Source organism: Amycolatopsis aidingensis (assembly GCF_018885265.1).
Classification (GTDB): Bacteria; Actinomycetota; Actinomycetes; order Mycobacteriales; family Pseudonocardiaceae; genus Amycolatopsis; species Amycolatopsis aidingensis.
In genome coordinates, this window is sequence record NZ_CP076538.1 from 1,610,027 (window position 1) to 1,635,672 (window position 25,646).

A 25,646-nucleotide genomic window follows, 5' to 3' on the forward strand; every position below is an offset into this window, starting at 1 on the left:
TCGGTTTGGGTAGGCCCATGTCTGACCCGCTGCTGCCCGCTCGCCGGTTGCTCAGTCGCGCGGAGGTCTCCGCGGACGGGCACACCCTGCACCAGATCGACCCTTCGGAATGGGATCGGTTCTATCGAGACCGCTGGGCACATGACAAGGTCGTCCGCTCCACCCACGGGGTGAACTGCACCGGGTCCTGCTCCTGGCAGGTTTTCGTCAAGGACGGGCTGATCACCTGGGAGCACCAGGCCACCGACTACCCGTCGGCCGGAGCCGACTCCCCGGAGTACGAGCCGCGTGGCTGCCCGCGCGGTGCGTCCTTCTCCTGGTACACCTACTCGCCGTCCCGGGTGCGCTATCCCTACGTCCGTGGTGTGCTGCTGGAGATGTGGCGGGAGGCGCGGCAGCGGCTCGGGGATCCGGTCGCGGCCTGGGCCGAGATCACCGGTGACGCCGAACGCGCGCGAACCTACAAACGCGCTCGCGGCAAAGGCGGATTCGTCCGGTCCACATGGGAGGAGGTAACCGAACTCGTCGCGGCCGCGCACGTGCATACCACCAAGACCTTCGGCCCGGATCGTGTCGTCGGTTTCTCGCCCATTCCGGCGATGTCGATGGCCTCCTTCGCGGCGGGTACCCGTTACCACTCGCTGATCGGCGGTACCTTGTTGTCGTTCTACGACTGGTACGCCGACCTCCCGGTCGCCTCACCACAGGTGTGGGGCGACCAGACCGATGTGCCGGAGTCCGCCGACTGGTGGAACTCCAGCTACCTGGTCATGTGGGGTTCGAACATTCCGGTGACCCGCACTCCGGATGCGCACTTCCTCACCGAGACGCGCTACCGCGGCGCCAAGATCGTCGCGGTCAGCCCGGACTACGCCGACAACGTCAAGTTCGCAGACGACTGGCTGGCTCCGCATCCGGGAACCGACGGTGCACTGGCGATGGCGATGGGGCACGTGATCCTCACCGAGTTCTTCCGCGACCGTGAGGTGCCGTACTTCTCCGGTTACGTGCGCCGGTACACCGATCTGCCGTTCCTGGTCACCCTCGAGCGACGGGGTGACTCGTTCCAGGCAGGCAAGTTCCTGACCGCGGCCGACCTCGGCGAGGAAGGCGAGGGAGCGGAGTTCAAGACGGTGCTGCTCGACGACCGCACCGGCGGGACGGTGATCCCGAACGGCTCGCTCGGTTTCCGGTGGACGGAGTCGGGCAAGGGCCGGTGGAACCTGGAGCTCGGCGACGTCGATCCGGCGCTGTCCCTGTACCGCTGGGCCGGTGAGCACCTGCCGGTGGAACTTCCCCGGTTCGATGTCGGCGGGGGTGAGGGCGGCGGCACGATGCGGCGTGGCGTGCCCGCGCTGCGCGTCGGCGACCGGCTGGTCACCACCGTTTTCGACTTGTTGCTCGCGCAGTACGGCGTGTACCGGCCCGAGCTTCCAGGGGAATGGCCACGGTCCTACGCGGACGCGAGCCTGCCGTACACGCCGGCATGGGCCGAGGAGATCACCTCGGTCCCCGCCGCGACGACGGCCCGGATCGCCAGGGAGTTCGCGCGCAACGCGGAGCGCTCCGAGGGCCGTTCGATGATCGCGATGGGTGCGGGGACCAACCACTGGTTCCACTCCGACACGATCTACCGGGCCTTTCTCTCTCTGGTGCTGCTCACCGGCTGCCAGGGCCGCAACGGTGGCGGGTGGGCGCACTACGTCGGACAGGAGAAGGCCCGCCCGGTCACCGGGATGCAGCACCTGGCGTTCGCGTTCGACTGGCAGCGGCCGACCAGGCATATGGCCGGCACGGCTTTCTGGTATCTGGCCACCGACCAGTGGCGATACGAAGGTTTCCGCGCCGACGAGCTGGCCAGCCCGCTCGGCAAGGGGGAGCTCGCGGGTAAGGCGTTTGCCGACTGCAATGCCAAGGCCGCGCGCCTCGGCTGGCTGCCGTCGCATCCCACCTTCAACCGCAACCCGCTCACCGTCGCGGAGGAGGCCGCGCGGGCAGGCCGCGACCCGGCCGAGCATGTGGTCGCCGAGCTGCGCGCCGGGTCCCTCCGGTTCGCCGCGGAAGATCCGGACGATCCGGTCAACTTCCCGCGCGCGCTGACCGTGTGGCGGGCCAACCTGCTGGGTTCCTCAGGGAAGGGCAACGAATACTTCCTGCGCCACCTGCTCGGTGCCGATGCCTCGGTGCGTAGCGAGGAGACGCCGGCAGGGAGCCGGCCGCAGGAGGTGGCATGGCACGCCGACGCTCCCGATGGCAAGCTCGACCTGCTCACCACGGTGGACTTCCGGATGACCTCGACCGCGCTGTTCGCCGACGTCGTTCTGCCCGCGGCGACCTGGTACGAGAAGCACGATCTGTCCACAACAGACATGCATCCGTTCGTACATGCCTTCAACCCGGCCATCGCGCCGCCGTGGGAGACACGTTCGGACTACGACACCTTCCTCGGCATCGCCGACCGGTTCGCCGAGCTGGCCAAGGACCACCTCGGTACCCGTACCGACATCCTCGCGGTACCGCTCGCCCACGACACCCCGGACGAGCTCGCCCAGCCCGGTGGGCGGGTGCGGGACTGGAAGCTCGGGGAATGCGAGCCGGTACCGGGCAAAACGATGCCAAAACTGATCACCATCGAACGCGACTACCCCGCGATCGGGGCGAAGATGCGGGCGATCGGTCCGTTGCTGGACGAGCTCGGCACCACCACCAAGGGGATCACCTACGATGTGTTACCCGAACTCGGATACCTGCGCAGCCAGAACGGCGTGCGCACCGGCGGTGTCGCCGACGGCCGCCCGTCGCTGGCGACGGCGGAACACATGTGCGAGGCGATTCTCGCCCTGTCCGCCGCCACCAACGGGCGCCTTGCCGCGCAGGGCTTTCAGACACTCGAGCGGCGTACCGGCACCAGGCTGGCCGATCTCGGCACCGAGCACGCGGGTAGCCGGATCTCCTTCGAGGACACGAAGAAGGGGCCGCAACCGGTACTCACCTCCCCGGAGTGGTCGGGCAGCGAGAGCGGAGGAAGGCGGTACTCGGCCTTCGTGATCAACGTCGAGCGGGACAAGCCGTGGCATACACTCACCGGGCGCCAGCAGTTCTTCGTCGATCACGACTGGATGACCGAGTTCGGTGAGCAGCTCCCGGTGTACCGGCCGCCACTGAACATGTCGGGCCACTTCGGGGATCAGCGGCTCGGCACCGGCGGGGCCGAGGTCACCGTCCGTTACCTTACGCCGCATTCGAAGTGGTCGATTCACTCCGAGTACCAGGACAACGCCCACATGCTGGCGCTGTCCCGCGGCGGGCCGACGATCTGGATGTCTACAGTGGACGCCGCGAAGATCGAGGCGGCGGACAACGACTGGGTCGAGGCATACAACCGCAACGGGGTCGTCGTCGCGAGGGCTGTCGTTTCGCACCGGATGCCTGCCGGAACGGTCTACATGTACCACGCCAAGGACCGCAACGTGAACGTGCCGAGGACCGAGCTGGACGGCAAGCGGGGCGGTGTGCACAACTCGCTGACCCGCCTGCTGCTCAAGCCGACCCACCTCATCGGCGGCTACGGCCAGTTCACCTACGCCTTCAACTACTACGGCCCCACCGGAAACCAGCGCGACGAGGTCACCGTGATCCGTCGCCGCGGCCAGGAGGTGACCTACTGATGCGGGTCATGGCGCAGATCGCGATGGTGCTGAACCTGGACAAGTGCATCGGCTGCCACACCTGTTCGGTCACCTGCAAGCAGACCTGGACCAACCGGGACGGCACCGAGTACGTCTGGTTCAACAACGTGGAGACCAAGCCGGGAGTCGGTTACCCGAAGCGTTACGAGGACCAGCAGCGCTGGCGCGGTGGCTGGCAGCTGGACCGGCGCGGGAGGCTGAAGCTGCGTTCCGGGGGCCGGGTCAGGCGGCTGCTCAACCTGTTCGCCAACCCGGACCTCCCCTCGATCGACGACTACTACGAACCGATCACCTACGACTACGACACCCTGCTGAACGCACCGGCAGGCGCGCATACTCCGGTCATCCGGCCCAAGTCCGCGCTCACCGGTAAGGACACGGCGATCACCTGGGGCGCCAACTGGGAGGACGACCTCGGCGGCGCGGCCGAGCACGCGGGAGGTGACCCGAACATCGGCGGGATGCCGAAGGCGGCCGCGGACAAGGTCCGGTTCGAGTTCGAGCGGACGTTCATGTTCCACCTGCCCCGGATCTGCGAGCACTGCCTCAACCCGGCCTGCGTGTCGGCCTGCCCTTCCGGGGCGATGTACAAGCGCGTCGAGGACGGCATCGTGCTGGTCGACCAGCACCGTTGCCGGGGGTGGCGGATGTGCGTGTCGGCCTGCCCCTACAAGAAGGTCTACGTCAACCACCACACCGGCAAGGCCGAGAAGTGCACTTTCTGCTTCCCCCGGATCGAGGCGGGGCAGCCGACCGTGTGCGCGGAGACCTGCGTCGGCAGGCTGCGCTACATCGGGGTTCTGCTCTACGACGCGGACGCGGTGGCCGCGGCGGCAAGCGTGCCCGACCCGGCCGATCTGCTCGAAGCCCAGCGCGAGGTCTTCCTCGATCCGGCCGATCCCGCCGTCATCGAGGCGGCGCGCGCCGAGGGGATCCCGGAGGACTGGCTGGCGGCGGCGCGCCGCTCCCCGGTGTACGACCTCGCCATCCGCTACCGTGTCGCGCTCCCGCTGCATCCGGAGTACCGCACCATGCCGATGGTCTGGTACATCCCGCCGCTGTCCCCCGTGCTGGACGCGGTTTCCGATGCGGATGGTGACAACGCCGACCCGGACGATGTGTTCCACGCCATCCGTGACCTGCGCATCCCGGTGGAGTACCTGGCGAGCCTGTTCAGCGCTGGCGACACTGAGGTGGTCGCGGGCGTGCTGATGAAGCTCGCCGCGATGCGCGGATACATGCGCGAGCGCACGCTCGACGGGAGCGCGCCGGAGGAGCTGGCCGCCGCTGTCGGGATGCCCGCGACGGACATCGAGGCGATGTACCGGCTGCTGGCGATAGCCAAGTACGAGCAACGCTACGTCATCCCGGCGACCCACAAGGAGGAAGCGGCCGGGCTGGCCGGGCTGACCACGGGCTGCAGCCTCGACTCGGCCGGCGGGCCGGGCATGGGCAGCACCGATGGGAACGGGGGCCGAAGGGTGCACCTGCCGCTGAGCGTGGTGTCCGGCAACCGGGGCAGGGAGGCGAGGTCATGACCGATCGGGCTCGCGTGCTGCGACTGGTTTCGTTGCTGCTCCAGTACCCGGACGAGGAACTGCTCGCCGGGCGGGCGGAGCTCGCCGGTGCCGTGCGGCGACTGACCGATCCGGCGCAGCGCGCGCATCTGGACGGGTTCCTCGACTGGTTCCTGGCCGCGGACCCGCTGGAGCCTGCGCGGCACTACGTGGAGACCTTCGACCTGCGCAGGCGCAGCAGCCTCTACCTGACCTACTACCTGCACGGCGACACCCGGCGGCGCGGGATGGCGCTGCTGTTGCTCAAGCAGCGGTATCGCGCCGCGGGTCTCGTCCCGCCGGCGGGTGAGCTACCCGACTTCCTGCCCATTGTGTGCGAGTTCGCGGCGCTCGAGGGGCAGCGGGGCGAGGCGCCGTTGCGGCAGCACCGCCAGGGCATCGAGCTCATCCGTACCGCGTTGCACGAAGCCGGATCCCCGTACGCGGGCGTGCTCGACGCGTTGTGCGAGCTGCTGCCCGGGCTGTCCGCCGCGCAACGCAGGGCGCTGACCGAGCTGGCTGCGGACGGACCGCCTGCCGAGGAGGTCGGCCTGGATCCCTTCGTCCCGCCGCAGTACCTGACCGGAACGGAGGCGAGGGCATGACCTCGGGTATCGCGTTGTGGGTCGTGTTGCCCTATGTGGCGTTGACCGTGTTCGTGCTGGGACACGTATGGCGCTGGCGAGCCGACCAGTTCGGCTGGACCACGCACACCTCGCAGTTGCTGGAGAGCCGCTGGCTACGGCTCGGCTCGCCGCTGTTCCACCTCGGTGCCTTCGCGGCGATCGCGGGGCACGTACTCGGGCTGCTGGTGCCGAAATCGTGGACAGCGGCGCTCGGCGTCTCCGAGGATACCTATCACCTGGTGGCGGTGGGGGCAGGCACGGTGGCCGGGGTGATGGTCGTCGCCGGGCTCGCCCTGCTGCTGGCTCGCCGTTTCGTCAACGGGAGGGTGCGCCGCCGGACGAGCCGGATGGACAAGGCGATGTTCGCCATGCTGGCGCTGGTGGTGGGGCTCGGCATGGCCGAGACCGTCGGGATCAACCTGCTCGGGCCCGGCTACGACTACCGGGAGACCGTCGCGGTGTGGTTCCGCGGCATCTTCTATCTCCAGCCGGATGCGGAGCTCATGACCGGGGCGCCGCTGGTGTACCAGCTGCACGCGCTCACCGCGTGGGTGTTCCTTGCGATGTGGCCGTTCACCCGGCTGGTGCACGTCTGGTCGGCGCCGATCGCGTACCTGTGGCGCCCGTACGTGGTGTACCGCCGCCGTTCCGCGGGCCGGACGGCTGCGAGGGCCGGACGATGAGTGAACCACTCGACCTGCGCCCGCCGGGAAGGCCGCCGCGCGGTTTCAAGGGCCCGTTCATCGCATGGGGCAACCTACTGGTGCTGGCCTGGCTCGCGGTCGCGGTGCTGTTGTTTGCCGTGCATCGGGAACTCGGCCTGCCGGTATGGCTCCCGTTACATGCCTTTCTGCTCGGCTCACTGACCAACGCGATCGTCGTCTGGTCCATGCACTTCGTGGTGGCACTGTGCCGTGTGCCGTCCCCTTCACCGCGGCGGATGGGTTTCGGGCTGGGCGCGTTGAACGTCTCCGTGCTGCTGGTGCTGCTCGGGGTCGGTACCGGGGTGCACTGGGTGGCTGGTACCGGTGCCGCCGGGATCACCGTGCTGGCCACGGTGCACGCGATACACCTGCTGCGGCTCCGGCGGCATGCGCTGACCGGCGGATACGGGTACCTGGTCGGGTACTACGCGGCCGCCGCGGTCGCACTGGCCATCGGTGGCACCCTGGGCGGCGCGCTGACCGCGGGCGGGATGGGGCTGTACGCCCGCCTGCTACCCGCGCACGCGCACCTCAACCTGTTCGGCTGGCTCGGCCTTTCGGTACTGGGCACGCTGTTCACCCTCTGGCCCACCGCGCTGCGCACCCGGATGCCCGCGGACTCGATGCGGCTGGCTCGGCGGGTGCTACCGCTGCTTCTCGCCGGCCTGGCCGCCATGACCGCCGGTTTCGTGCTTGCCAGTGCCTGGACCGTGCTGGCCGGCCTGGTCGCCTACGCGATCGCCGCCGGTGTGAGCCTGGCCCCGTTCGAGCTCGCCATGCTGCGACAGCGCCCGCGCAGGCCCGCGCCGTGGATGCTGGCCGCTGCCTCGTTCTGGTTCGTCGCGGCGGTCCTGATCGAAGCGGGTCTGCTGCTCGGCGCGGGGAAACCGGATGCCCCGGCCATGGTCGTCGGTGACCTGCTGCCCGTGCTGGTCGTCGGATTCGGGGCACAGATCCTGACCGGTGCGCTGACCCAGCTGCTCCCGGTCGTGCTCGGTCGGGGTCCCGCCGAGCACAAGCGGGTCGCCGCGGTGCTCGGCCGCGCCTGGCAGGTGCGGGTGATCGGCGGAAACGTGGCGGCGGTGCTGGTTGCCGTTGACCTGCCCACCCCGCTGCCGTCGCTGGGCTGGGTCCTTGCCGCGATCTGCTTCGGTGCCTTCGTGCTGCTGGCGATGTCGGTGACCGTGCCGGTCGTCGTCCGTGGGGCGCTGCCCGCGTCGAACCATGGAGGGGCGACGACGATCGGCATCGCGGTCGGGCTGGCCGCGACGGTCGGCGCGGTGCTGCTCGGGGCAGGCGGTGCCCCCGGCTCCCCGGAACCGTCCTCGGCTGCCCCGGTGCGTACCGTGCAGGTCGAGTTGGCGGAGATGCGTATCGACCCGCCCGTGGTGCGGGTGCCGCCCGGCACCCGCTTGATGCTGCGCGTGGTCAACAACGGCGCCGCGCCACATGACCTCCGGCTGGCCAACGGCGCGCGCACCGACCGGCTCGGGAGCGGGGACAGCGAGCTACTGGACGCCGGCGTGATCGACGGCACGGTCGATGGCTGGTGCACGATCACCGGCCACCGCGCGGCCGGGATGACCATGACGATCCGGCCCGCGGGGGACGGGCGAGCCGGGCCCGAGGGCATCGACCCGGCGGCCCGGCCCGGCCCCGGCTGGCGCCCCCGGGACGCCGCGCTGCCTCCCGCGGACGCGGGCACGCTGCACCGGGTCGAGCTGCGGGTGTCCGAGACGGAGCTGGAGCTCGCTCCCGGTCACCGGCAGCGCAGGTGGACCTTCGGTGGGACCACACCCGGTCCCACGCTGCGCGGCGAGGTCGGCGACCGGTTCGAGATCACCCTCGTCAACGATGGTTCGCTCGGGCACGGCGTCGACTTCCACGCCGGAGCGCTCGCCCCGGAGGAGCCCATGCGCACGATTGCGCCGGGGGAACGCCTTGTCTACCGCTTCACCGCGCGCCGGGCCGGTGCGTGGCTGTACCACTGCTCGGCCACCCCGATGTCCCAGCACATCGCGAACGGCATGTACGGCGCGGTGATCATCGATCCGCCCCGGCTGCCGCCCGTGGACCGGGAGTACCTGCTGGTCGGAGCGCAGCTCTACGCCGGAGAGCCAGGAAGTGACCCGCAGGTCGCGAAGATCGACGCGGGAGCACCGGATGGCTGGCAGTTCAACGGAACGGCGGGGCAGTACGTGCACGCACCGCTCGCGGCGAGGGCGGGGGAGCGGGTGCGGTTCTGGGTGGTCAACGCGGGTCCCGGTGGCACGCTGAGCTTTCACGTGGTCGGCGGCCAGTTCGACACGGTGTATCGCGAGGGAGCCTGGGCGTTGCGCCCCGGCGCGGACGGCGGAGCCCAGACCTTGGGTCTCGCCCCGGCGCAGGGCGGGTTCGCCGAGCTGACCTTCCCCGAGCCGGGGCGTTACCCCTTCGTGGACCACGACATGCGGCATGCCGAGGGCGGGGCGCGAGGATTCGTGGACGTGGTTCCGTGATCGACGTCTGGACGCTGGTTCGCTTCGTGCACATTGTGGGTGCCGCGCTGTGGGTCGGCGGTCAGCTGACGATCAGCCTGGCCGTACTGCCTCCGGTGCGTACGCTACTGGGGCCGGACAGGCGCGTGAGCGTGCTCAGGTCGGTCGGCCGCCGGTTCGCGGTGATCACCATGGCGGTGTTCCTGCCCAGCCAGCTCGCGACCGGCCTACTGCTGGCCTGGCACAACGGCGTGACCTGGCAATCGCTGACCGAAGCGGGCTACGGCCGGCTGCTCCTCGCGAAGCTCGCATTGTTCGCCCTGGTCATGGTGGCGGCGTCAGTACACGGTATCGCGCAGGGCAGAGGCAGGGCGTGGCTGGCGAGGGCCGCCGCGACCGCCGCGCTCACCGGCTCCCTCGGTGTCCTGCTGCTTGCCACCGGCCTGACGGCGGGCTGACGCCCAACGGTCCTCGTGGCGCGGGCTGTACTCGGTCGCGCTCCACGGTATCTCGCCGTGCGCCGTCTCAGGCGCCGGTCAGTAACGGAGCAGGGCGGCGACCGTGGATCGGCCCGGTGCCCCGGGGTAGACGGTGCCGCCGGTGCGCAGCGTGCCGACCACCGCGGGCTCCAGCGCCGGGTCCGCGCCTTCCGGCAGGAACAGCACCGCTATCCGGCCGGACTCGGCCGCCGCGAGCACCTCGGCCTGCCGGTCGAGGGCGAGGTCGGTACCTTCCGCGGCGCGGAAGGCGGCCGCCGCCTCGGCGGCGCGGCTGGCGAAAAGCGGTTCCACCAGTGCCCATGCCCGTGCGTGCAGTTCGGCGGCCGTCAACCTGTCCGGGCTGCCCTCGATACCTTCGCGCAGCACGTGCGGGTAGCTGGTGAGTCCGCGGTAGGCGGCCCTGATCCGGTCTACCCCGGCCAGTACGAGGGGCACTCGTTCGCTGGGCAGGCTGCCACGCAGTGCCTTGTCCACGATCCGTAGGTATCGGTGCAAGCGTTCGTTCTCGAGTTCGGCACCGACGCCCTGGCCGTGCTGGATCGTCCGCACCCGCAGTCCGAACCGCTCCCCGGTGTGGAACCCGTGCTCACGCCCCGGCTGGTCGAACCGCAGTGCCCCGGCGATCCCGTGTGGCAGGTCCGGTACCGCGACCTGGTGTATCCGGTCTCGCGTCCCGGACAGCAGCCTGGTCTGGTTCTCGCTCAGCGCCAGCACGAGGAAGCGCCCGTCCTCGGTGAGCAGGGGAAGCAGCGGGGAGATGTGGAAGCGGTCGGCCACGAGCACCCGCTCGGCGAAGGCGCGTGGCAGGCGGAACCAGCGGGCCCAGCCCGCGCGCAGGAACAACGCGAGCCCATCACTTTGGTGCCGCCAGAAACCGGCGTTCGCCACCAGCTCGTTCGCCGGCCGCAGGATGTCCGCGATCCGTGCTCCCCGCAGCCCCGTGCCGAGCAGTTCTGCGCGCGCGCTGTCGAGGAGGTTACGCAGCCGGATGGGGTCCTGTCCGGTCGCCGATCCGCTGCGGTGTGTCGGCAGGTAGACCGACACGCTGGGTGCCGGTGGCTGCCTGATCAGCAGGTCCAGCTCCGCGCGGGAAAGCAGGTCCACGGCAGCTCCTTAGGATCGCCCGGTGAGCTCGTCCAGCTCAGCCTGACCGCAACCTCGCGGCGGGCGAGAGAGCCGATGGTCCCTGGTCCGGAAGGGCTCAGGTCCCGTCCGCGGCCACGCACCGGCACGCCGGCCGTCAGGCGGGTTTGCGGGCGGCGAGACGTTCCACGATGCCGAGCTTGAAGCGCTCGTGCCGCTCGATGTCGAAGCCCTGCTCGCGCACGTGCAACAGTGGCCTGCGCCGGAAGTTCTCCCCGCCGACCGGAACGGACACCACCTCCAGCAGGCGTTGTACGGCGCGGGCGAACAGCGCGGTGCTCACCACATGGTCGGCGAGCAGCAACAGCCCGCCGGGGCGCAGTACCCGCCACATCTGCCCGACGGCCACCCGGTCGTCCGGCACCGCGCACAGCGAGAAGGTGCAGACCACGGTGTCGAAGGAGGCGTCGGGGAACTCCAGCTCCTGGGCGTCCCCGAGGCGCAGGTCGGCCGCCGACCCGGCCCGCTCCGCCCGCATGCGTGCCTGCTCCAGCATGGCGGGGCTGAAGTCGATGCCGGTGAGCCGCACGTCCTCGGGGTACCGGTGCAGGTTCAGGCCGGTGCCAACGGCCACCTCGAGCACCTCGCCGCGCGCCTGGTCACAGATCCACTGTCTGGTGTCCCCGAAGAACTTCCGGTCGGCGAAGGCCATTTGCTGGTCGTAGGACCGGGAGTGCCGATCCCAGTACCGGCGCAGCTTCTCCTGCCTCGAGACGCTGGACATGGCGACCATCCCTCTCCCGCTATCGGCGCCGGAACCGGTGAGCCTTCCGCACCACGGCGTGCCCGGCAACCCTTATCCGGGTACGGAGCCGCTGAGCCGCTGGCCAGCCGCGCGGAGGTAGTCCAGCACCTCGGCGGAGCCCTCGACGGTGAACCCGGCGCCCATGCCGAGTACGCCTGCCAGCTGCCAGAAGACCTCGGCCAGCGAGTCGGCGCCGAGCCGCAACCGGCACTCGCGCTCGCCGAGCGGCTCGACCTTGCGGGGTAGCGGGGCGTACAGCGCGGCGGACACCTGCTCGGCAGGCGCCCGCACGGTCACCACCGCCGCGTACCGGTAGGGCGCGGCCGCGATGGACTCCGCGACATAGCCCGCCGGGTCCCCGGCCGGCAGCGGGCGTGGCTCGAACCTCCGCCCGGAAGGCACCGGCGCGGCGACCCGGTCCACCCGGAAGGTGCGCCAGTCCTCCCGGCCGCGATCGAAGGCGACCAGGTACCAGCGCCCGTACACGGTCACCAGGTGATGCGGCTCGGCCCGGCGGCCGCTGACCTCCTCGTCCCGGGAGCGGTAGTCGAAGGAAAGCAGCTCCCGGTCCCGGCAGGCCACCGCCAGCACGGTCAGGATCGCCGGGTCCACCCGGGGGCCGGAGCGCGGCTGCAGGTGGACGGTGGCCTCGCCGAGGGTGGTGACCCGCTGGCGCAGCCTGCTCGGCAGCACCTGTTCCAGTTTCGCCAGCGCCCGCACCGAGGATTCCTCGATCCCGCTCACCCCGCTCGTCGCGGTGCGCAGCCCGACCGCGACGGCCACCGCCTCCTCGTCGTCAAGCAGCAGCGGGGGCAGGTTCTTGCCGGAGGCCAGCCGGTAGCCGCCCGCGGTGCCGGTGGTGCCCTCGACCGGGTAGCCCAGCTCGCGCAGCCGCTCGATATCCCGCCGTACGGTGCGCCCGGCCACGCCGAGCCGTTCGGCCAGTTCGGCACCCGACCATTCGCGCCTGCCCTGCAGCAGGGACAGCAGGCGCAGCATCCGGGCGGGCATGTTGGTCGTCACAGCTCCAGCCTCCATGGGCTTGAGGACAACTTACGTCCTAAAGCCTTCGTACTGTCGGTCCGGTCGGCACCCCGGAAGAAAGGAACGAGAACATGAGCGACGTCGGCACGGTAGCGGTGGACGTGAGTGCACTGACCGGCGCGGTGCGTGGCCCGGTGGCGGTGCCGGGGGACGAGGGGTACGACGCCGGTCGCTCCGCCTTCCAGACCGCGGCCTGGCACCGGCCGGACGTGGTGGTGAGCGCCACCGGCCCCGCGGATGTGCGGGCCGCGGTGGCCTTCGCGATGGAGCACGGGCTGGCGGTGGCGGTGCAGGCCACCGGGCACGGGATGCCGGTGGCGGCCGAAGGTGGGCTGCTGATCGACACCAGCCGGATGACCGGCCTCCGGGTGGATCCGGACACGGGTTCCGCCTGGCTGGCCGCCGGGGTGCGGTGGGACCAGGTGATCCACGAGGCCGCCCCGTACGGGCTGGCGCCGCTGTCCGGCAGCGCCGGGCATGTCGGTGCGGTCTCCTACACCCTCGGTGGCGGCGCCGGCCTGCTGAGCAGGCGGTATGGCTACGCGGCCGACCACGTCCTTGCCGTGGAGGTGGTCACCCCGGACGCGCGGGCGCGCAGGGTCACCGCGGAGTCGGATCCGGACCTGTTCTGGGCGCTGCGGGGCGGGCGCGGCAATTTCGGCGTCGTCACCGGGATCGAGATCGACCTGCTGCCGGTCGCCCGGCTCTACGGGGGCGGGCTGTACTTCGCAGCCGACCTGATCCCCCGGGTGCTGACCGCATGGCGGGAGCTGACCGCGAGGGCCCCGGAGGAACTGACCTCCTCGGTGGCGATCATCCCGTTCCCCGATCTGGAAGGGGTTCCCGAGGCGTTGCGCGGCAGGCTGCTCGCCCATGTCCGGGTCGCCTTCCTCGGTCCGGCCGGGCAGGCCGAGCGGCTGCTCGGGCCGTTGCGCGCGCTCGGCCCGGAGCCGGTCGGCGGACTGCGGGACATGCCGTACTCCGAGTCCGGAACCATCCACAGTGAACCACCGGTTCCGATGCCCTATCACGCCAGCCATGCCCTGCTGCCCGAACTGGATGACGCCGCCATCGACGCGGTGCTCGAGGTCGCCGGTCCGGACGCGCCGCGTCCGCAGATCGCCGAACTGCGGCATTTCGGCGGGGCCATGGCTCGCCAGCCGGCGGTCCCGAACCCGGTCGGGCACCGGGCAGCGCGCTATATCGCGAGCACACTGTCCGCGGTGGACTCGGCCGGGCTGGACGCCGTACGCCCGCTGCACCAGCGCTTCCTGGACGCGCTGGCCCCGCGCAGCCTCGGCAGCTGCCTGAACTTCCTCTACGGCGAACGGGCCGGGGTCGAGCGGGTGCGCGAGGCCTATGAACCGGCGGACTACCGGCGGCTGGCCGAGCTCAAGGCCAGGTACGACCCGGACAATCTGTTCCGGCTCAACCACAACATCCCGCCTGCCTGAACAAAGGTGGCTCACCGCTGCCGCGGCGGTCGCGTCCGCCGCGGCGCGGAGTCCTCCGGCCTGCCGGTGAGTTCGATATCGCGGTCCCCTGGGAGGCCGCGCAGCGAGATCGCCTGCATCGGGCAGCAGCGTGCCGCCGCGGCCGCCGCCGCGTAGTCCCGCTCCGTCAGCCTGCGCCGGTAGCGCAGCCGCCCGTCGGTGCCCAGTTCGAACAGCCCGGGCGCCTCGGCCTGGCAGATCGCGTACAGCTCGCACCGGTCGTTGTCCACGCTGATCCGCGGCCCACTGCGAAAACGTTCGAAGCTCACACCCGCTCCTCGAGAATCCCGAATCTTTTCAAGGTCCGTGTCGGCAGGAACCGCAGCGCCGCCAGGGTCACCGCGGGCACCAGCAGGGTGGTCCCGCCCAGCCACAGCACCGCCAGGCTGCCGCCCGCGATCGCGCCGAACAGCGAGTGCAGCACCAGCAGCAGGAACGCGAGATACGCGGTGCGGTGCAGCCAGATCCAGCGGCGATAGGCGGTCCACCGGTACAGCCCCGCGGTCAGGGCGATGGCCAGCATCAGCTGTAGCCCCACCACGCCGAGCGTGTGCCGCAGCAGGCTTCCCGGCAGCAGCGGCACCATCAAGGTCGGCAGGCCGAGCGAATCGGGCCCGAGGAAGCGGTAGCTCAGTGCGTGAATAGTGCCGAAGCACAGCGTGATGGTGGCCAGCACCAGGTGCCCGCCGCGCACGGTCCGGCGACCGGCGAGCCGGTGTGCCCAGCCGGTCGTGGTGAGCACTCCCCAGCACAGGGTCAGGCACATGAACGCGTAGGCGACCCGTGCGGACAGCGCCGCGACACCCCTGACCCCGGTGCCCGCCGGTGCGGCGGACACCAGGGCAGGGGAGAGGCTGTCAGCAAGAACGCCCACTGTTGATGCACCTCACGGCGAAGTTCATGAGTCGCCGCGGCATGACGTTGATGAAGGCAGCATGATCGGTCTTGGGGTTGTGCGCCTCTTCGGGGAAGGAGTCCAGGGCGAAGCCCTGCACCTCGTTCGGCGCGTCGTAGACCAGCGTGTAGCGCAGCTGTGGCACCGCCCTGGTGCCACGCGGGCACTCACCGTCCTGCTCGGCGAACCGGAGGTGATCCCGGTGGTTGTCGCTGTCGGTGTTCTCGCCGTCCCAGCAGCCAGGGAAGTCCAGGATACGCATCAGACTGCTGCCTTCGGGGCAGATCGGGTACTGGGTCGTCCGCCGGTCCTCGAAGCCGGTGCAGGTCCACTGCGCGTTCACGTTGTCGTCACCGTTGGTGACGGCCTTGGCGTCACCGGTGACACCGCGGAGGAAGCGGGGCATGGGGGAGACCTTGTCCTCCGCGTTACCGCGGAACTCCACGGTGACCTCGGCCGGGGTCAGGATCCTGCCCACGTTGCCGTCCACCGCGCCGCCCGGCTGGTTCTGGTCGGCGCCCTGCACTCCGAGCTCGCGTACCACCGGCCAGTAGTAGGTGGAGCGATCGCCGAACCGGCAGGTGGTGTCGCCCGCGGCCAGGCTGCGGTTGTCGGACTTCTCGGTGGTGGTGAGGTTGCCGACGTAGTCGTGCACATGCTGTGCGCCGTTGAAGACACCGGGACTGATCACGACGTTGGCCGAGTTCAGATGCCTTTCCTCGTTGCGGCCGCACCGGGTGACGAACCTGCCGGGGGACGCAGCGAGTTCCAGGTCTCCGGCATTCGGCTCGACGTCCTGGATGTCGACGTAGAAGTCCTCCGAAGGCGGTGCGAGCAGATCCTCCTCGGGTGACTGATCGTCCTGGTCGCGGTCCCGGTCGCGATCTCCACCACGGTCCCGGTCCCGGTCGGATCGGTCACCACGGTCGGATCCACCACCGGTGTAGTAGAAGCCGCCGTGCGCCGACGCGGTGGCCACGCCGACGGCGGCGCCGACCGTCATCAACCCGGCGATCATGCCGGCGATGAGCCGTTTACGTTTGCGGCTTGGCGTCTTGTGCAGTGCCATGACTGCCTCCTGATCGGATCGGTCCTCAACAACTGGTCTGGCCGGAGGGGGTGGACTGTGGGTTCGCCGGGCTCGCCGGGCCGGCCTCGAGCGGTGCGGCGGCCTCGTACCGCGGGGACCCGCCAGGGGCCTCCTGCTGCGCGCTGCCCTCGTGGCACGCGGTGGCGAGCAGCACGAGGGCGCAGGTCAGGGCGGCGAGGGGAATGAGTGAGCGACGGGTTTGCGTCATATCGTCCTTCCTGTCGCGAACGTGGCCGCGCAGGCGTCAGCACGACGGAACCGTCATGGACACAAGTTTTATCCACTGTGGATAGTTTCGTCCACAGTAGAATTGGACAATGCCGTCGCCGGGGGATGCGACGCTGCGGGGCCTTCACCCGTAGATACGATGCGCGTCAGGTCACGGTTCAATGAACTCCCGCCGGATATTCGCCCGGTCCTGGCTCCGGAGAGCGGAAACCGCCCGCGCCACCGGGGCTGTGGCGCGGGCGGTTACCGGCGGATGGACGGTCAGTAGCTGTAGCCGCCGTCCTCGGTGGAGCCGGAGCCCGAATCGGAGTCCCCGGCCTCGGACTGCTCCACCGGCGGCGCCTCGGATTTACATCCTTCCGGCATCATGGCGTACCACTTGCCACCGACGCCGTGGCCGTTCGCCTGCCCGGGCTCGGTGTCCTTGGCGTAGCGGTACACCGGCCAGCCGCCGATAGTGATCTGCTCCGAGCCGTCGGCGCGTTCCACGGTGCTGACCAGGTTCTCGTCGATGCCCTGCACGTCCACCGTGCCCTCGGCGATCACCGGCGGCCAGTTCTGGGCGCATTCACCTTCGCAGTTGGATTTCGATGGCTCCTTGGTGTCATCGGTGAACAGGTAGAGTGTGAAGCCCTCGGCATCGGTGACGATCCGGCCGACGCCCTGTGCCTCGTCGGCGATCAGCGTGGTTCCGGTGGCCTCTGCGGAGTCCTCCTCCTGCGCGGCGCCCGCCTTGCCGCCGGTGGGGTTCACCGCGTACCAGGCACCGCCGACGCCCTGACCGGAGCTCTTCCCAGGGCCGCCGTCCTTGGCGTAGCGGTACACCGGCCAGCCGCCGATGGTGACCTGCTCCGAGCCGTCCGCGCGCTGGACGCTGCCGACCAGGTTGGCGTCCACGCCCTGCACGTCCACCTGCCCGTCGGCGATCACCGGTGGCCAGGTCTGCGCGCAACTGCCCGAGCAGTTCGAGGCTGGAGGCTTCGCGGTGTCCTGGTCGAAGCGATACAGCGTGAAACCGTCCTGATCGGTGACCGCTTCGCCGATGCCGTCGAGTTCGGTGGTGCTGAGCGTGACCTGCCCCGCCGGTGCGCCACCACCGGCACCCGCGGCCTGGGAGGTGTCGGCCACCGGGGCCGGGTTGCCGTTCGACACCCCGCCACCGGACTCGCCGAGGTCGGCACACCCACTGAGCGCGAGCAGCCCAGCCGCGGCCGAGGCGAGCGGCACGACGATACGCTTGTGGAACATGGACTTTCTCCTCGTTTCGTAGGAAGGCCGTGTCGTAGGAAGGTTTTGCTCGACCTGTGCCCCCAACCACGGGCCCGGGCGCGCCCCGGTTCACCCGACTTCCCGCCGCCAGGAAGGCCACCTTCGGGGCACACTGGTCGGCGGGAACCGGTTGCGTGGAAAGGGGTGTGGTCGTGCCTGCTCCGCCGGTGGCCGCCGGGGCGGTGCCGTTGCTCGGACATCTGCACCGGCTACGGCGGGATCGGCTGGGATTCCTGGACGGCCTGCGCGCGCAGGGCCCGGTGGTCCGGATCAAGCTGGGTCCGCGGCCGATCTGGGTGGTCACCGAACCGGCCGCGACCCGCGAGGTCCTCGTCGTCCAGGCGAAGTGGTTCGACAAGGGGGAGGGCGGCAGGCAGCTACGGCCGTTGGTCGGGGACGGCCTCGGCACCTCGGAAGGGGAGACCCACCGCAGGCAGCGGTTGCTGATGCAGCCCGCGTTCCACCGGGAGCGGATCGCCGCCTACGCCGCCGCCATGCGGCAGCAGGCCGAGGTCACGGCGCGGGGCTGGCAGGAGGGCAGGCCGATCGATGTCCGCGCGGAGATGTACGGGCTCATCCTCGGGATCACCTCCCGTGCGCTGCTGTCCTCCGCGCTGGACGCCGACCTGCATGCCGAGGTACGGCAGGGTTTCCCGGTGGCGCTGCGTGCGGTGCAAGGCCGGATGTTCAACCCGGTGAAGGCGGTCACCGGCAGGCTGCCGACCCGGCACAACCGCGCCGAGGCGCGCCTGCGCGCCCGGTTACACGGGGTGGTGGATGCCGCCATCGCGCGTTACCGCCGCTCCGGGGAGCGGCACCCGGATCTGCTTTCCACCCTGCTTACCGCGCGGGACGCCGAGACCGGGGCCACGCTGTCCGACCGCGAGCTGCGCGACCAGGTGATGACCATGCTCTTTGCCGGTGGTGAGACCGCGACCAGCGCGCTGGCCTGGTCCTTCCACGAGCTGGCGCGACATCCGGAAATCGAGGTCCGGCTGCACGCGGAGGTGGACGAGGTGCTGGACGGCCGCCCGGCGGAATACGCGGACCTGCCCCGGCTGGCGTTCACCGGGCGGGTGATCACCGAGGTGCTGCGGCACTACCCACCAGCCTGGATCATCACCCGCAGGGCGGTCACCGAGACCGAACTGCATGGTTTGCGCGTGCCCGCGGGCAGCGCGGTGCTGGTCAGCCCGTACGTCCTGCAGCACGATCCCGCGCTGTTCGCGCAGCCGTGGCGCTTCGATCCGGACCGCTGGCTGCCGGAGCGCGCGGCCGGCGTGCCGAAGGGAGCGTTCATCCCGTTCGGAGCGGGTACGCGCAAGTGCATCGGGGACGACTTCGCGGTCACCGAAACCACGCTGGCGCTGGCCACCCTGGCCGCCCGCTGGCGGCTGCGGCCGGTGCCGGGGCCGCCGGTACGGCCACGGCCCGCCATGACGCTGCTACCCGGCAACCTGCGGATGTGCCCGGAACGCCGGTGAAATACCTTACCCCGCTGGGGTAGCTGAACCGGCATCGTGGTGACATCCGTTTGTCAGAGCAAGGCAAGCGGTGCGTTCGGGGCCGATCGTCGGTTGACCGACCTTACCCCCCTAGGGTATCAACGAGGTGTGGCGGGCAGCCGCGAACCGAGAGTGAACAGGAGCATCGTCGTGGTCGAGACCACTTACACCGTGACCGGAATGACCTGCCAGCACTGCGTCAAGTCGGTGACCGAGGAAGTCGGCGAGGTGCGCGGGGTGACCGCGGTGTCGGTGGACCTGCCGACCGGTGCCGTCACCGTGACCAGCGAAAGCGAGCCGGACCTCGCCGCGGTGCGGGCCGCCGTGGAGGAGGCCGGATACCAGCTGGCCACCACATGACCTCCGAACTCCGATCCGCCCCGGACTCCGCGCGGGTGGAGCTGGCGATCGGGGGCATGACCTGTGCGTCCTGCGCCGGCCGGGTCGAGCGGAAGCTGAACAAGCTGGCCGGGGTGTCCGCCGAGGTCAACTACGCCACCGAGAAGGCCGTGGTCTCCTACTCCGGCGAGATCCGCCCCGCGCAGCTGATCGAGCAGGTGGAGGCAGCCGGGTACACGGCCCGGCTGCCGGAACCCGAGTCCCCCGAGGAGGACGCGAGTCGCCCGCTGCGGGCGCGGCTGCTCGGCGCCATCCTGCTGTCGGTACCGGTGATCGCGCTCGCGATGCTCCCGGCGCTGCAGTTCCCTGGCTGGGAATGGGTCTCGCTGGTCCTGGCTACTCCTGTGGTGCTGTGGGCTGCCTGGCCGTTCCACCGCGCGGCGCTGGTGAACCTGCGGCACGGCGCCGCCACCATGGACACGCTCATCTCGATGGGCACGCTGGCGGCCTTCGCCTGGTCGGTGTATGCCCTGGTGTTCGGCACGGCCCATATCTACCTCGAGGTTGCCGCCGGGGTGACCACGTTCATCCTCGCCGGCCGTTATTTCGAGACGCGGTCCAAGCGCCGGGCCGGGGCGGCGCTGCGGGCGTTGCTCGAGCTGGGTGCCAGGGACGTGGCCGTGCTGCGGGACGGGATGGAGCGGCGGATCCCCACCGGGGAACTGGCGGTGGGGGACGAGTTCGTGGTCCGGCCAGGGGAGAAGGTGGCCACCGACGGGGTGGTGGTGGACGGCAGCTCCGCTGTGGACGCCGGGATGCTCACCGGAGAGTCCGTGCCGGTCGAGGTGCGCCCAGGGGACAACGTGGTCGGCGCGACGGTGAACGCGGGCGGGAGGCTCCTCGTGCGGGCCACCCGGGTCGGGTCGGACACCCAGCTGGCGCAGATGGCCAGGCTGGTCGAGCAGGCGCAGTCGGGCAAGGCCGCGGTGCAGCGGCTGGCCGACCGGATCTCGGCGGTGTTCGTGCCGGTGGTGATCGCACTGGCACTGGGGACCCTCGCGGTCTGGCTGGTCACCGGCGGTTCGGCCACCGAGGCGTTCACCGCGGCGGTGGCGGTGCTGATCATCGCCTGCCCCTGCGCGCTGGGCCTGGCGACGCCGACGGCACTGCTGGTTGGCACCGGGCGCGGGGCACAGCTGGGAATCCTGATCAAGGGGCCGGAGGTGCTGGAGTCCACCAGGGTGGTGGACACCGTGGTGCTGGACAAGACCGGCACGGTCACCACCGGCCGGATGGCGCTGGTCGGGGTGCACCCGGCGGAGGGTGAGGCCGCCGCGCGGGTGTTGCGCCTCGCCGGTGCGCTGGAGCACGCCGCGGAGCACCCGATCGCGCAGGCGATCGCCCGCGGGGCCAGGGAGCGGGCCGGTGAGCTGGGCGCGGTCGCTGAGTTCGGCGTGCTCGAGGGCCTCGGCGTGCGGGGCGTGGTGGACGGCTACCAGGTGCTGGTCGGCCGGGCGGCGCTGCTGGCCGAGTCCGGGCTGCATATCCCGGCCGAGCTGGATGAGGCCAGGCTCGCCGCGCAGCGGCAGGGCCGGACGGCCGTGCTGGTCGGCTGGGACGGCCGGGCACGTGGGGTGCTCGTGGTCGCCGACACCGTCAAACCGGGTTCGGCCGAGGCGGTCTCCCGGCTGCGTGAACTGGGGCTGACCCCGATCCTGCTCACCGGGGACAACGAAACCGTGGCGCGCGCCGTGGCCGCCGAGGTCGGAATCGAGCGGGTCATCGCCGAGGTGCTGCCGAAGGACAAGGTGGACGTGGTGGCGCGGCTGCAGGCGGAGGGCGCCGTGGTGGCGATGGTCGGCGACGGGATCAACGACGCCGCCGCGCTGGCCACCGCCGATCTGGGCCTGGCCATGGGCACCGGCACCGATGTGGCGATAGAGGCGGGCGACCTCACCCTGGTGCGCGGGGATCTGCGCGCCGCCCCGGAGGCGATCCGGTTGTCCCGGCGCACCCTGCGCACCATCAAGGGGAACCTGTTCTGGGCCTTCGCCTACAACACCGCGGCCCTGCCACTGGCCGCGGCCGGGCTGCTCAGCCCGATGATCGCGGGCGCGGCCATGGCACTCAGTTCGGTGTTCGTGGTCAGCAACAGCCTGCGCCTGCGCCGCGCCTGAGGCGATGCGTGCGCGCAGGCCTACGACCGGACCAGGCGCGCGATGGCGTCGGAAGCCTCCCGCACCTTGGACTCGGCCTCCTTGCCACCCGTCGTGGCCGCCTCGACCACGCAGGTGGAAAGGTGCTCCTCGAGCAGGCCGAGGGAGAACGACTGGAGTGCCTTGGTGGCGGCCGAGACCTGGGTCAGGACGTCGATGCAGTACTTGTCCTGCTCGATCATCCGCTGCAGGCCGCGAATCTGGCCTTCGATCCGGCGGAGCCGCTTCAGGTACGCTTCCTTGTCCTCGCTGTAGCTGACCATCACCGTGCCCGTTCTGTCGTGCCTGTGCCTCCAGGATACCCGCCCACCGTATCCGGAGCAGGCCCCGGACCGGGCGGTTCATTCCTCCACCCCGGTGAGCCGGTTCCGGCCTTCGCCACTGCGGCGGGGTGTGACCAGGCCACTTTCGTACGCGATGATCACCAGCTGGGCCCGATCGCGGGCATCCAGTTTGGTGAGCAGGTGGCTGACGTGTGTTTTCACCGTACCGAGGCCGACGGTGAGGTGACCGGCGATCTCCTGATTGGTCATGCCCCGCGCGATCAGGCCGAGTACCTCGCGTTCCCTGGTGGTCAGCAGGTTGAGCTCCGCGCCGAGCGGTGCCACCGGCTCCCTGCGGCTGAACTCGGCGATGAGCCGCCGGGTCACGGTGGGCGCCAGCAGGCCCTCGCCCGCGGCGACCACCCGGATCGCGGCCAGCAGGTCCTCGGGCGGGGTGTCCTTGAGCAGGAAGCCACTCGCTCCTGCGCGCAGCGCCGAGTACACGTAGGAGTCCAGGTCGAACATGGTGAGGATGAGGACCCGCACCCCGGCCGTCTCGGGTGCCGCGCAGATCCGCCGGGTGGCCTCGATTCCGTCCAGCTCCGGCATGCGCACGTCCATCAGCACCACATCGGGTTGCCGCTGGTGGGCCAGCTGCACGGCCTCGGCGCCGGTCACCGCCTCGCCCACCGTGCTGAGGTCGGCAGCGGTCTGCACCAGCGCCCGGAAACTGCCACGCAGCAGCGCCTGGTCGTCGGCGATCAGGACCCTGGTCGGTTGCTCGGTCACGCTGGCCTTCCCCCGTTCGCCGCCACGGCCGTGTAGGGCAGCCGTGCGGACACCGCGAAGCCGCCTTCCGGGCGCGGCCCGGCCGCGAACTCGCCCCGGTACATCAGCACCCGCTCGTGCACCCCGATCAGCCCGCTGCCACCCGGCCGGCTCCCGCCCGGTCCGGCCCCGCCGCCGTCGTCGGTCACCTCGATCCACACCTGCGCGTCATCCGCATCGACGGTGACCGCGCAGTGCGCGGCGCCGGCATGCTTGAGCACGTTCGTCAACGCCTCCTGGACGATCCGGTAGGCCGTCAGGTCGACGCTTTCCGGTAGCCGGTCCACCCCGCGTACGTCCACTTCGGTCCGGATCCCCGCGGCCGCCAGCTGGCCGGTGAGCTCGGCGAGCGAACCGAGCCCCGGCCGCGGGTGCAGTGTGGCATCCGGGTCCGACGCCGGGTCCTGCGAACGCAGTACCCCGAGCATGCGGCGCAACTCGGTGAGTGCGTTGCGGCCCGCGTTCTCGATATCCCGCAGCGCCTCCCGCGCCGCCGGGTCGGCCTCCGGCCGCGCGTGCAGGACATGCCTGGCCACCCCGGCCTTGACCGCGATCACCCCCATTCCGTGGGTCACGATGTCGTGCAGCTCACGGGCGATCCGCAGCCGTTCCTCGGTGACCGCCTGCCCGGCCAGCCGCTCGGCGGCCAGCGCGGTGGATGCCCTGCGGTCCCGTACCGCCCTGCCCAGCGTCCACCCGATGCCAAGGGCCACCACACCGACGATGAGCGTGGCCGCGCGGGGCGTCCGTTCGCCGGGAGCACCCGCCATCAGCGGCAGCAACAGCGCGGCGGTCACGCTGATGACGGCGATCATCCTGGTTGGCATCCAGCGCTGGGCCGGCTCGGTCAACGCGACCAGATACAAGGCGTAAGCGGCGGCGAGCATCGGCTCCCGCACCGCACCAAGGCCGAGGCCCAGCGCGGAGCACACCAACACCCAGGCGAACACCCAGCGCGGCCAGAGCCTGCGCAGCGCGATCGGCAGCCCGATCCCGGCCGCGATCAGGCAGGCAGCCCAGGCCGGTGGCTGCGCCCCGGGCGGGGTGCCGCGCAGCACAGACAGCACCAGGATCGCGGTGTAGGCGATGGCGGCCGCAAGATCCAGCGCCATCAGCTTGCGGTGGCTGAGGCGCTGCGGGAACGGCGTTGCGGGCTGTGTGTCCGGCACGATCTGAAGGTAGCCGGATTTCCGTCCGCGCACGTCTGAGCAGGGGATGTCATCCCCAGGTCAGAGATGTGTCCACACCCCGCCCGGGGCTATGACCTGGGTGAGAGCGGATATTTCCGCCCGTGCGCAGACGCGGCCGGTGGCGCGGCGCGGCAGCGTAGGGGCCATGACCAGACGACTTCGCAGCAGGCTGCTGGCGCTCGCCCTGACCATGGCGTGCGTACCGGTGTTCGTGGCCACCGGTGCCCCCGCGGCCGCCAAGCCACGTACCGGTCCGCACCTGGAATGGGGACCCTGCCCGGACGGGGCGGGTGCGGCCGGGGTCGAATGCGCCACCCTCCGGGTTCCGGTGGACTGGCAGCGGCCTCGCGGGCCGAAGCTCACCCTCGCCATCGGGAGGCTGAAGGCGACCGGGCAGGCCGAGGGCTCGGTGCTGGTCGGCTTCGGCGGGCCGGTCGGCAGCTACATCGAGCTTCTGGGTGGTTACGCCAGGGATTCGTTCACCGACCTACGTACCCGGATGAACGTGGTCACCTGGGATATCCGCGGCGGGCCGGGCAGGCCGGGGCTGAGCCGCCCGGTGCTCGACTGCCAGTGGCGAGTGGAGCGGGTACCGGAGTATCCGCGCAGTCCAGGTGAGTACGCCCGGCTCGCTGCGAACAACAAGGCCGCCGCGCAGCGATGCCGCAGCAAGGATCCGTTGCTGTTCGACAACATGGACTCGGCGAGCAACGCGCGGGACATGGAGGCGATCCGGCGGGCGCTCGGGGAGCCGGGGCTGAACTACTACGGCTCCTCCTACGGCGGCCTGTTCGGCCAGGCTTATGCGCGGCTGTTCCCCGATCGCGTGCGCACCATGGTGCTGGACGGCAGCCTCAGCCACAGCGCGGACAGCTGGTGGCGCGAACTCGGCAGGCGGGCGGCGGACAACGAGCGCAGCATGCGGCGGTTCTTCGACTGGTGCGCGGAGGACACCGGCTGCGCCCTGCACGGCCACGACCTGCCGCGCCGTTGGCAGGCGTTGACCGCCAGGGCGGACCGGGAGCCGATCCCCGCGCCCAAGGTCGACGCCAGCTATGGCGGCCGGGACCTGCGCAATCTGGGACTGATGGCCGCACGGCAGGGACCGTCCCGATGGGGCGAGCTGGCCGAGGCGATCATGCGGGCCGAGCAGGGTGACGCCTCGGGTTTCGCGCCCCAGGGCCGGATCCCCTATCCGGCGGTGCCCGTTCCGGCGCCGGTGGAGTGCCTCGAACTGCCCAGGGCCGGAAACTACTGGCGGCTCACCGCGCTCACCGGATGGCTGCGCCGGATAGCCCCGAACGTCGGCGCCGCTTCCCCGCTACCGATGAACACCCTGCACTGCGAGGGCTGGCCCACCCCGGTTACCAATCCGCCCCGGCCGCTGCCCCGTGGCCTCCCGCCATTGCTGGGAGCCGGGTACTGGAACGAGTTCGACGCGGTCAGCCGGGTCATCGCCCAGGTGCCGGGCAGCGGTTCGATCCGGCACGAGGGGCCTGGGCACGTGCTGTACTTCAGCAACGCCTGCGCCCGGGCACATATCGACAGCTATCTGACCAACCAGGAGGTGCCACCCAAGAACACCGAATGCTGAACCGTGTCCGAGCGAGGAGGCGGGGCGCATGGCCGGCGGTGGGCACGGCCGGGACCGAGCCCGAGCCCTGCCGAGTCGATCGTGTCGCGCACCAGTACCTTCTTGACAGCTTCTGGACCCGATCGTGGGGTTAGTCCGGCCCGACACCGAGCGACAACCACCAGCTTTGTCAGAGGTTGCCGATACCCTGCAGTACGGTGAGTTGCCGGCTTGGTGTCCGGCCGGCCCCCGGGCACGCTGGTCAGCAACGTG

The 25,646-nt window shown here is 70.7% G+C and carries 22 protein-coding genes; 11 read left to right on the forward strand and 11 right to left on the reverse strand.

Annotated features, from left to right (window positions below):
• Positions 1-17 precede the first annotated feature (17 nt).
• Genes KOI47_RS07755 through KOI47_RS07780 form a run of 6 tightly spaced genes read left to right on the forward strand, consistent with a single transcriptional unit; the run spans position 18 to position 9,510 of the window.
• The gene (locus tag KOI47_RS07755; protein WP_216215274.1) at positions 18-3,668 is read left to right on the forward strand and encodes a nitrate reductase subunit alpha; all 3,651 of its coding nucleotides are present in this window, start codon (positions 18-20) and stop codon (positions 3,666-3,668) included.
• A complete protein-coding gene (gene narH, locus KOI47_RS07760) occupies positions 3,668-5,227 on the forward strand; it encodes a nitrate reductase subunit beta (RefSeq protein WP_216215276.1) in 1,560 nt (519 codons plus the stop codon). The genes KOI47_RS07755 and narH overlap by 1 nt, the downstream gene beginning before the upstream one ends.
• Positions 5,224-5,850: a nitrate reductase molybdenum cofactor assembly chaperone gene (narJ, locus tag KOI47_RS07765; protein ID WP_216215278.1), complete on the forward strand. Its 627-nt coding sequence runs from the start codon at positions 5,224-5,226 to the stop codon at positions 5,848-5,850. The genes narH and narJ overlap by 4 nt, the downstream gene beginning before the upstream one ends.
• Positions 5,847-6,554, forward strand: coding sequence for a respiratory nitrate reductase subunit gamma (gene narI, locus KOI47_RS07770; protein WP_216215280.1), 708 nt, complete (start codon positions 5,847-5,849; stop codon positions 6,552-6,554). The genes narJ and narI overlap by 4 nt, the downstream gene beginning before the upstream one ends.
• Positions 6,551-9,073, forward strand: a complete 2,523-nt coding sequence (locus KOI47_RS35420; RefSeq protein WP_232376608.1) for a multicopper oxidase domain-containing protein — start codon at positions 6,551-6,553, stop codon at positions 9,071-9,073. The genes narI and KOI47_RS35420 overlap by 4 nt, the downstream gene beginning before the upstream one ends.
• A complete protein-coding gene (locus KOI47_RS07780; protein WP_216215282.1) occupies positions 9,070-9,510 on the forward strand; it encodes a hypothetical protein in 441 nt (146 codons plus the stop codon). The genes KOI47_RS35420 and KOI47_RS07780 overlap by 4 nt, the downstream gene beginning before the upstream one ends.
• Positions 9,511-9,588: 78 nt before the next feature.
• On the opposite strand, the gene KOI47_RS07785 is transcribed toward KOI47_RS07780, so the two are convergent.
• The 3 genes from KOI47_RS07785 to KOI47_RS07795 form a co-directional block, all read right to left on the reverse strand.
• On the reverse strand, positions 9,589-10,656 hold the full coding sequence (locus tag KOI47_RS07785) for a baeRF3 domain-containing protein (RefSeq protein ID WP_216215284.1): 1,068 nt from the start codon (positions 10,654-10,656) through the stop codon (positions 9,589-9,591).
• A 136-nt stretch (positions 10,657-10,792) separates the two neighbouring features.
• A complete protein-coding gene (locus KOI47_RS07790) occupies positions 10,793-11,419 on the reverse strand; it encodes a class I SAM-dependent methyltransferase (protein WP_216215286.1) in 627 nt (208 codons plus the stop codon).
• 72 nt (positions 11,420-11,491) lie between these two features.
• On the reverse strand, positions 11,492-12,478 hold the full coding sequence (locus tag KOI47_RS07795) for a helix-turn-helix transcriptional regulator (protein ID WP_408629897.1): 987 nt from the start codon (positions 12,476-12,478) through the stop codon (positions 11,492-11,494).
• A gap of 77 nt (positions 12,479-12,555) precedes the next feature.
• Here KOI47_RS07795 and KOI47_RS07800 point away from each other — a divergent pair, with 77 nt between their 5' ends.
• Entirely contained in the window at positions 12,556-13,938 is a 1,383-nt protein-coding gene (locus KOI47_RS07800) for an FAD-binding oxidoreductase (protein WP_216215288.1), read from the forward strand.
• Positions 13,939-13,949: 11 nt separating this feature from the next.
• On the opposite strand, the gene KOI47_RS07805 is transcribed toward KOI47_RS07800, so the two are convergent.
• The 5 genes from KOI47_RS07805 to KOI47_RS07825 form a co-directional block, all read right to left on the reverse strand.
• Positions 13,950-14,246, reverse strand: coding sequence for a ferredoxin (locus tag KOI47_RS07805; RefSeq protein ID WP_216215290.1), 297 nt, complete (start codon positions 14,244-14,246; stop codon positions 13,950-13,952).
• Positions 14,243-14,851 carry a ferric reductase-like transmembrane domain-containing protein gene (locus KOI47_RS07810; protein WP_216215292.1) on the reverse strand — a complete coding sequence of 203 codons (609 nt, stop codon included), beginning with the start codon at positions 14,849-14,851 and terminating at the stop codon, positions 14,243-14,245. The genes KOI47_RS07805 and KOI47_RS07810 overlap by 4 nt, the downstream gene beginning before the upstream one ends.
• Positions 14,835-15,941 (reverse strand): DUF1996 domain-containing protein, encoded by a 1,107-nt coding sequence (locus tag KOI47_RS07815; RefSeq protein ID WP_216215294.1) that lies wholly within the window; start codon positions 15,939-15,941, stop codon positions 14,835-14,837. Before KOI47_RS07815 ends, KOI47_RS07810 begins: the two co-directional genes overlap by 17 nt.
• Positions 15,942-15,966: 25 nt before the next feature.
• Positions 15,967-16,170, reverse strand: coding sequence for a hypothetical protein (locus KOI47_RS07820; RefSeq protein WP_216215297.1), 204 nt, complete (start codon positions 16,168-16,170; stop codon positions 15,967-15,969).
• Between the two features lie 281 nt (positions 16,171-16,451).
• Entirely contained in the window at positions 16,452-17,438 is a 987-nt protein-coding gene (locus tag KOI47_RS07825) for a hypothetical protein (RefSeq protein WP_216215299.1), read from the reverse strand.
• A 173-nt stretch (positions 17,439-17,611) separates the two neighbouring features.
• Here KOI47_RS07825 and KOI47_RS07830 point away from each other — a divergent pair, with 173 nt between their 5' ends.
• The 3 genes from KOI47_RS07830 to KOI47_RS07840 all read left to right on the forward strand — a co-directional run bounded on the left by KOI47_RS07830 (position 17,612) and on the right by KOI47_RS07840 (position 21,480).
• A complete protein-coding gene (locus tag KOI47_RS07830) occupies positions 17,612-18,943 on the forward strand; it encodes a cytochrome P450 (protein ID WP_216215301.1) in 1,332 nt (443 codons plus the stop codon).
• A 171-nt stretch (positions 18,944-19,114) separates the two neighbouring features.
• Positions 19,115-19,324, forward strand: coding sequence for a heavy-metal-associated domain-containing protein (locus KOI47_RS07835; protein ID WP_216215303.1), 210 nt, complete (start codon positions 19,115-19,117; stop codon positions 19,322-19,324).
• Entirely contained in the window at positions 19,321-21,480 is a 2,160-nt protein-coding gene (locus tag KOI47_RS07840; RefSeq protein ID WP_216215305.1) for a heavy metal translocating P-type ATPase, read from the forward strand. The genes KOI47_RS07835 and KOI47_RS07840 overlap by 4 nt, the downstream gene beginning before the upstream one ends.
• Before the next feature lie 20 nt (positions 21,481-21,500).
• Here KOI47_RS07840 and KOI47_RS07845 read toward each other — a convergent pair whose 3' ends face one another.
• From KOI47_RS07845 to KOI47_RS07855, 3 genes are all read right to left on the reverse strand, one after another.
• Positions 21,501-21,782 carry a metal-sensitive transcriptional regulator gene (locus KOI47_RS07845; protein WP_216215307.1) on the reverse strand — a complete coding sequence of 94 codons (282 nt, stop codon included), beginning with the start codon at positions 21,780-21,782 and terminating at the stop codon, positions 21,501-21,503.
• A 78-nt stretch (positions 21,783-21,860) separates the two neighbouring features.
• The gene (locus tag KOI47_RS07850) at positions 21,861-22,571 is read right to left on the reverse strand and encodes a response regulator (protein ID WP_216215309.1); all 711 of its coding nucleotides are present in this window, start codon (positions 22,569-22,571) and stop codon (positions 21,861-21,863) included.
• Positions 22,568-23,779, reverse strand: a complete 1,212-nt coding sequence (locus tag KOI47_RS07855) for a sensor histidine kinase (RefSeq protein WP_216215311.1) — start codon at positions 23,777-23,779, stop codon at positions 22,568-22,570. Before KOI47_RS07855 ends, KOI47_RS07850 begins: the two co-directional genes overlap by 4 nt.
• Before the next feature lie 166 nt (positions 23,780-23,945).
• On the opposite strand from KOI47_RS07855, the gene KOI47_RS07860 reads away from it, so the two are divergent.
• Positions 23,946-25,394, forward strand: a complete 1,449-nt coding sequence (locus KOI47_RS07860; protein ID WP_216215313.1) for an alpha/beta fold hydrolase — start codon at positions 23,946-23,948, stop codon at positions 25,392-25,394.
• Positions 25,395-25,646 lie beyond the last annotated feature (252 nt).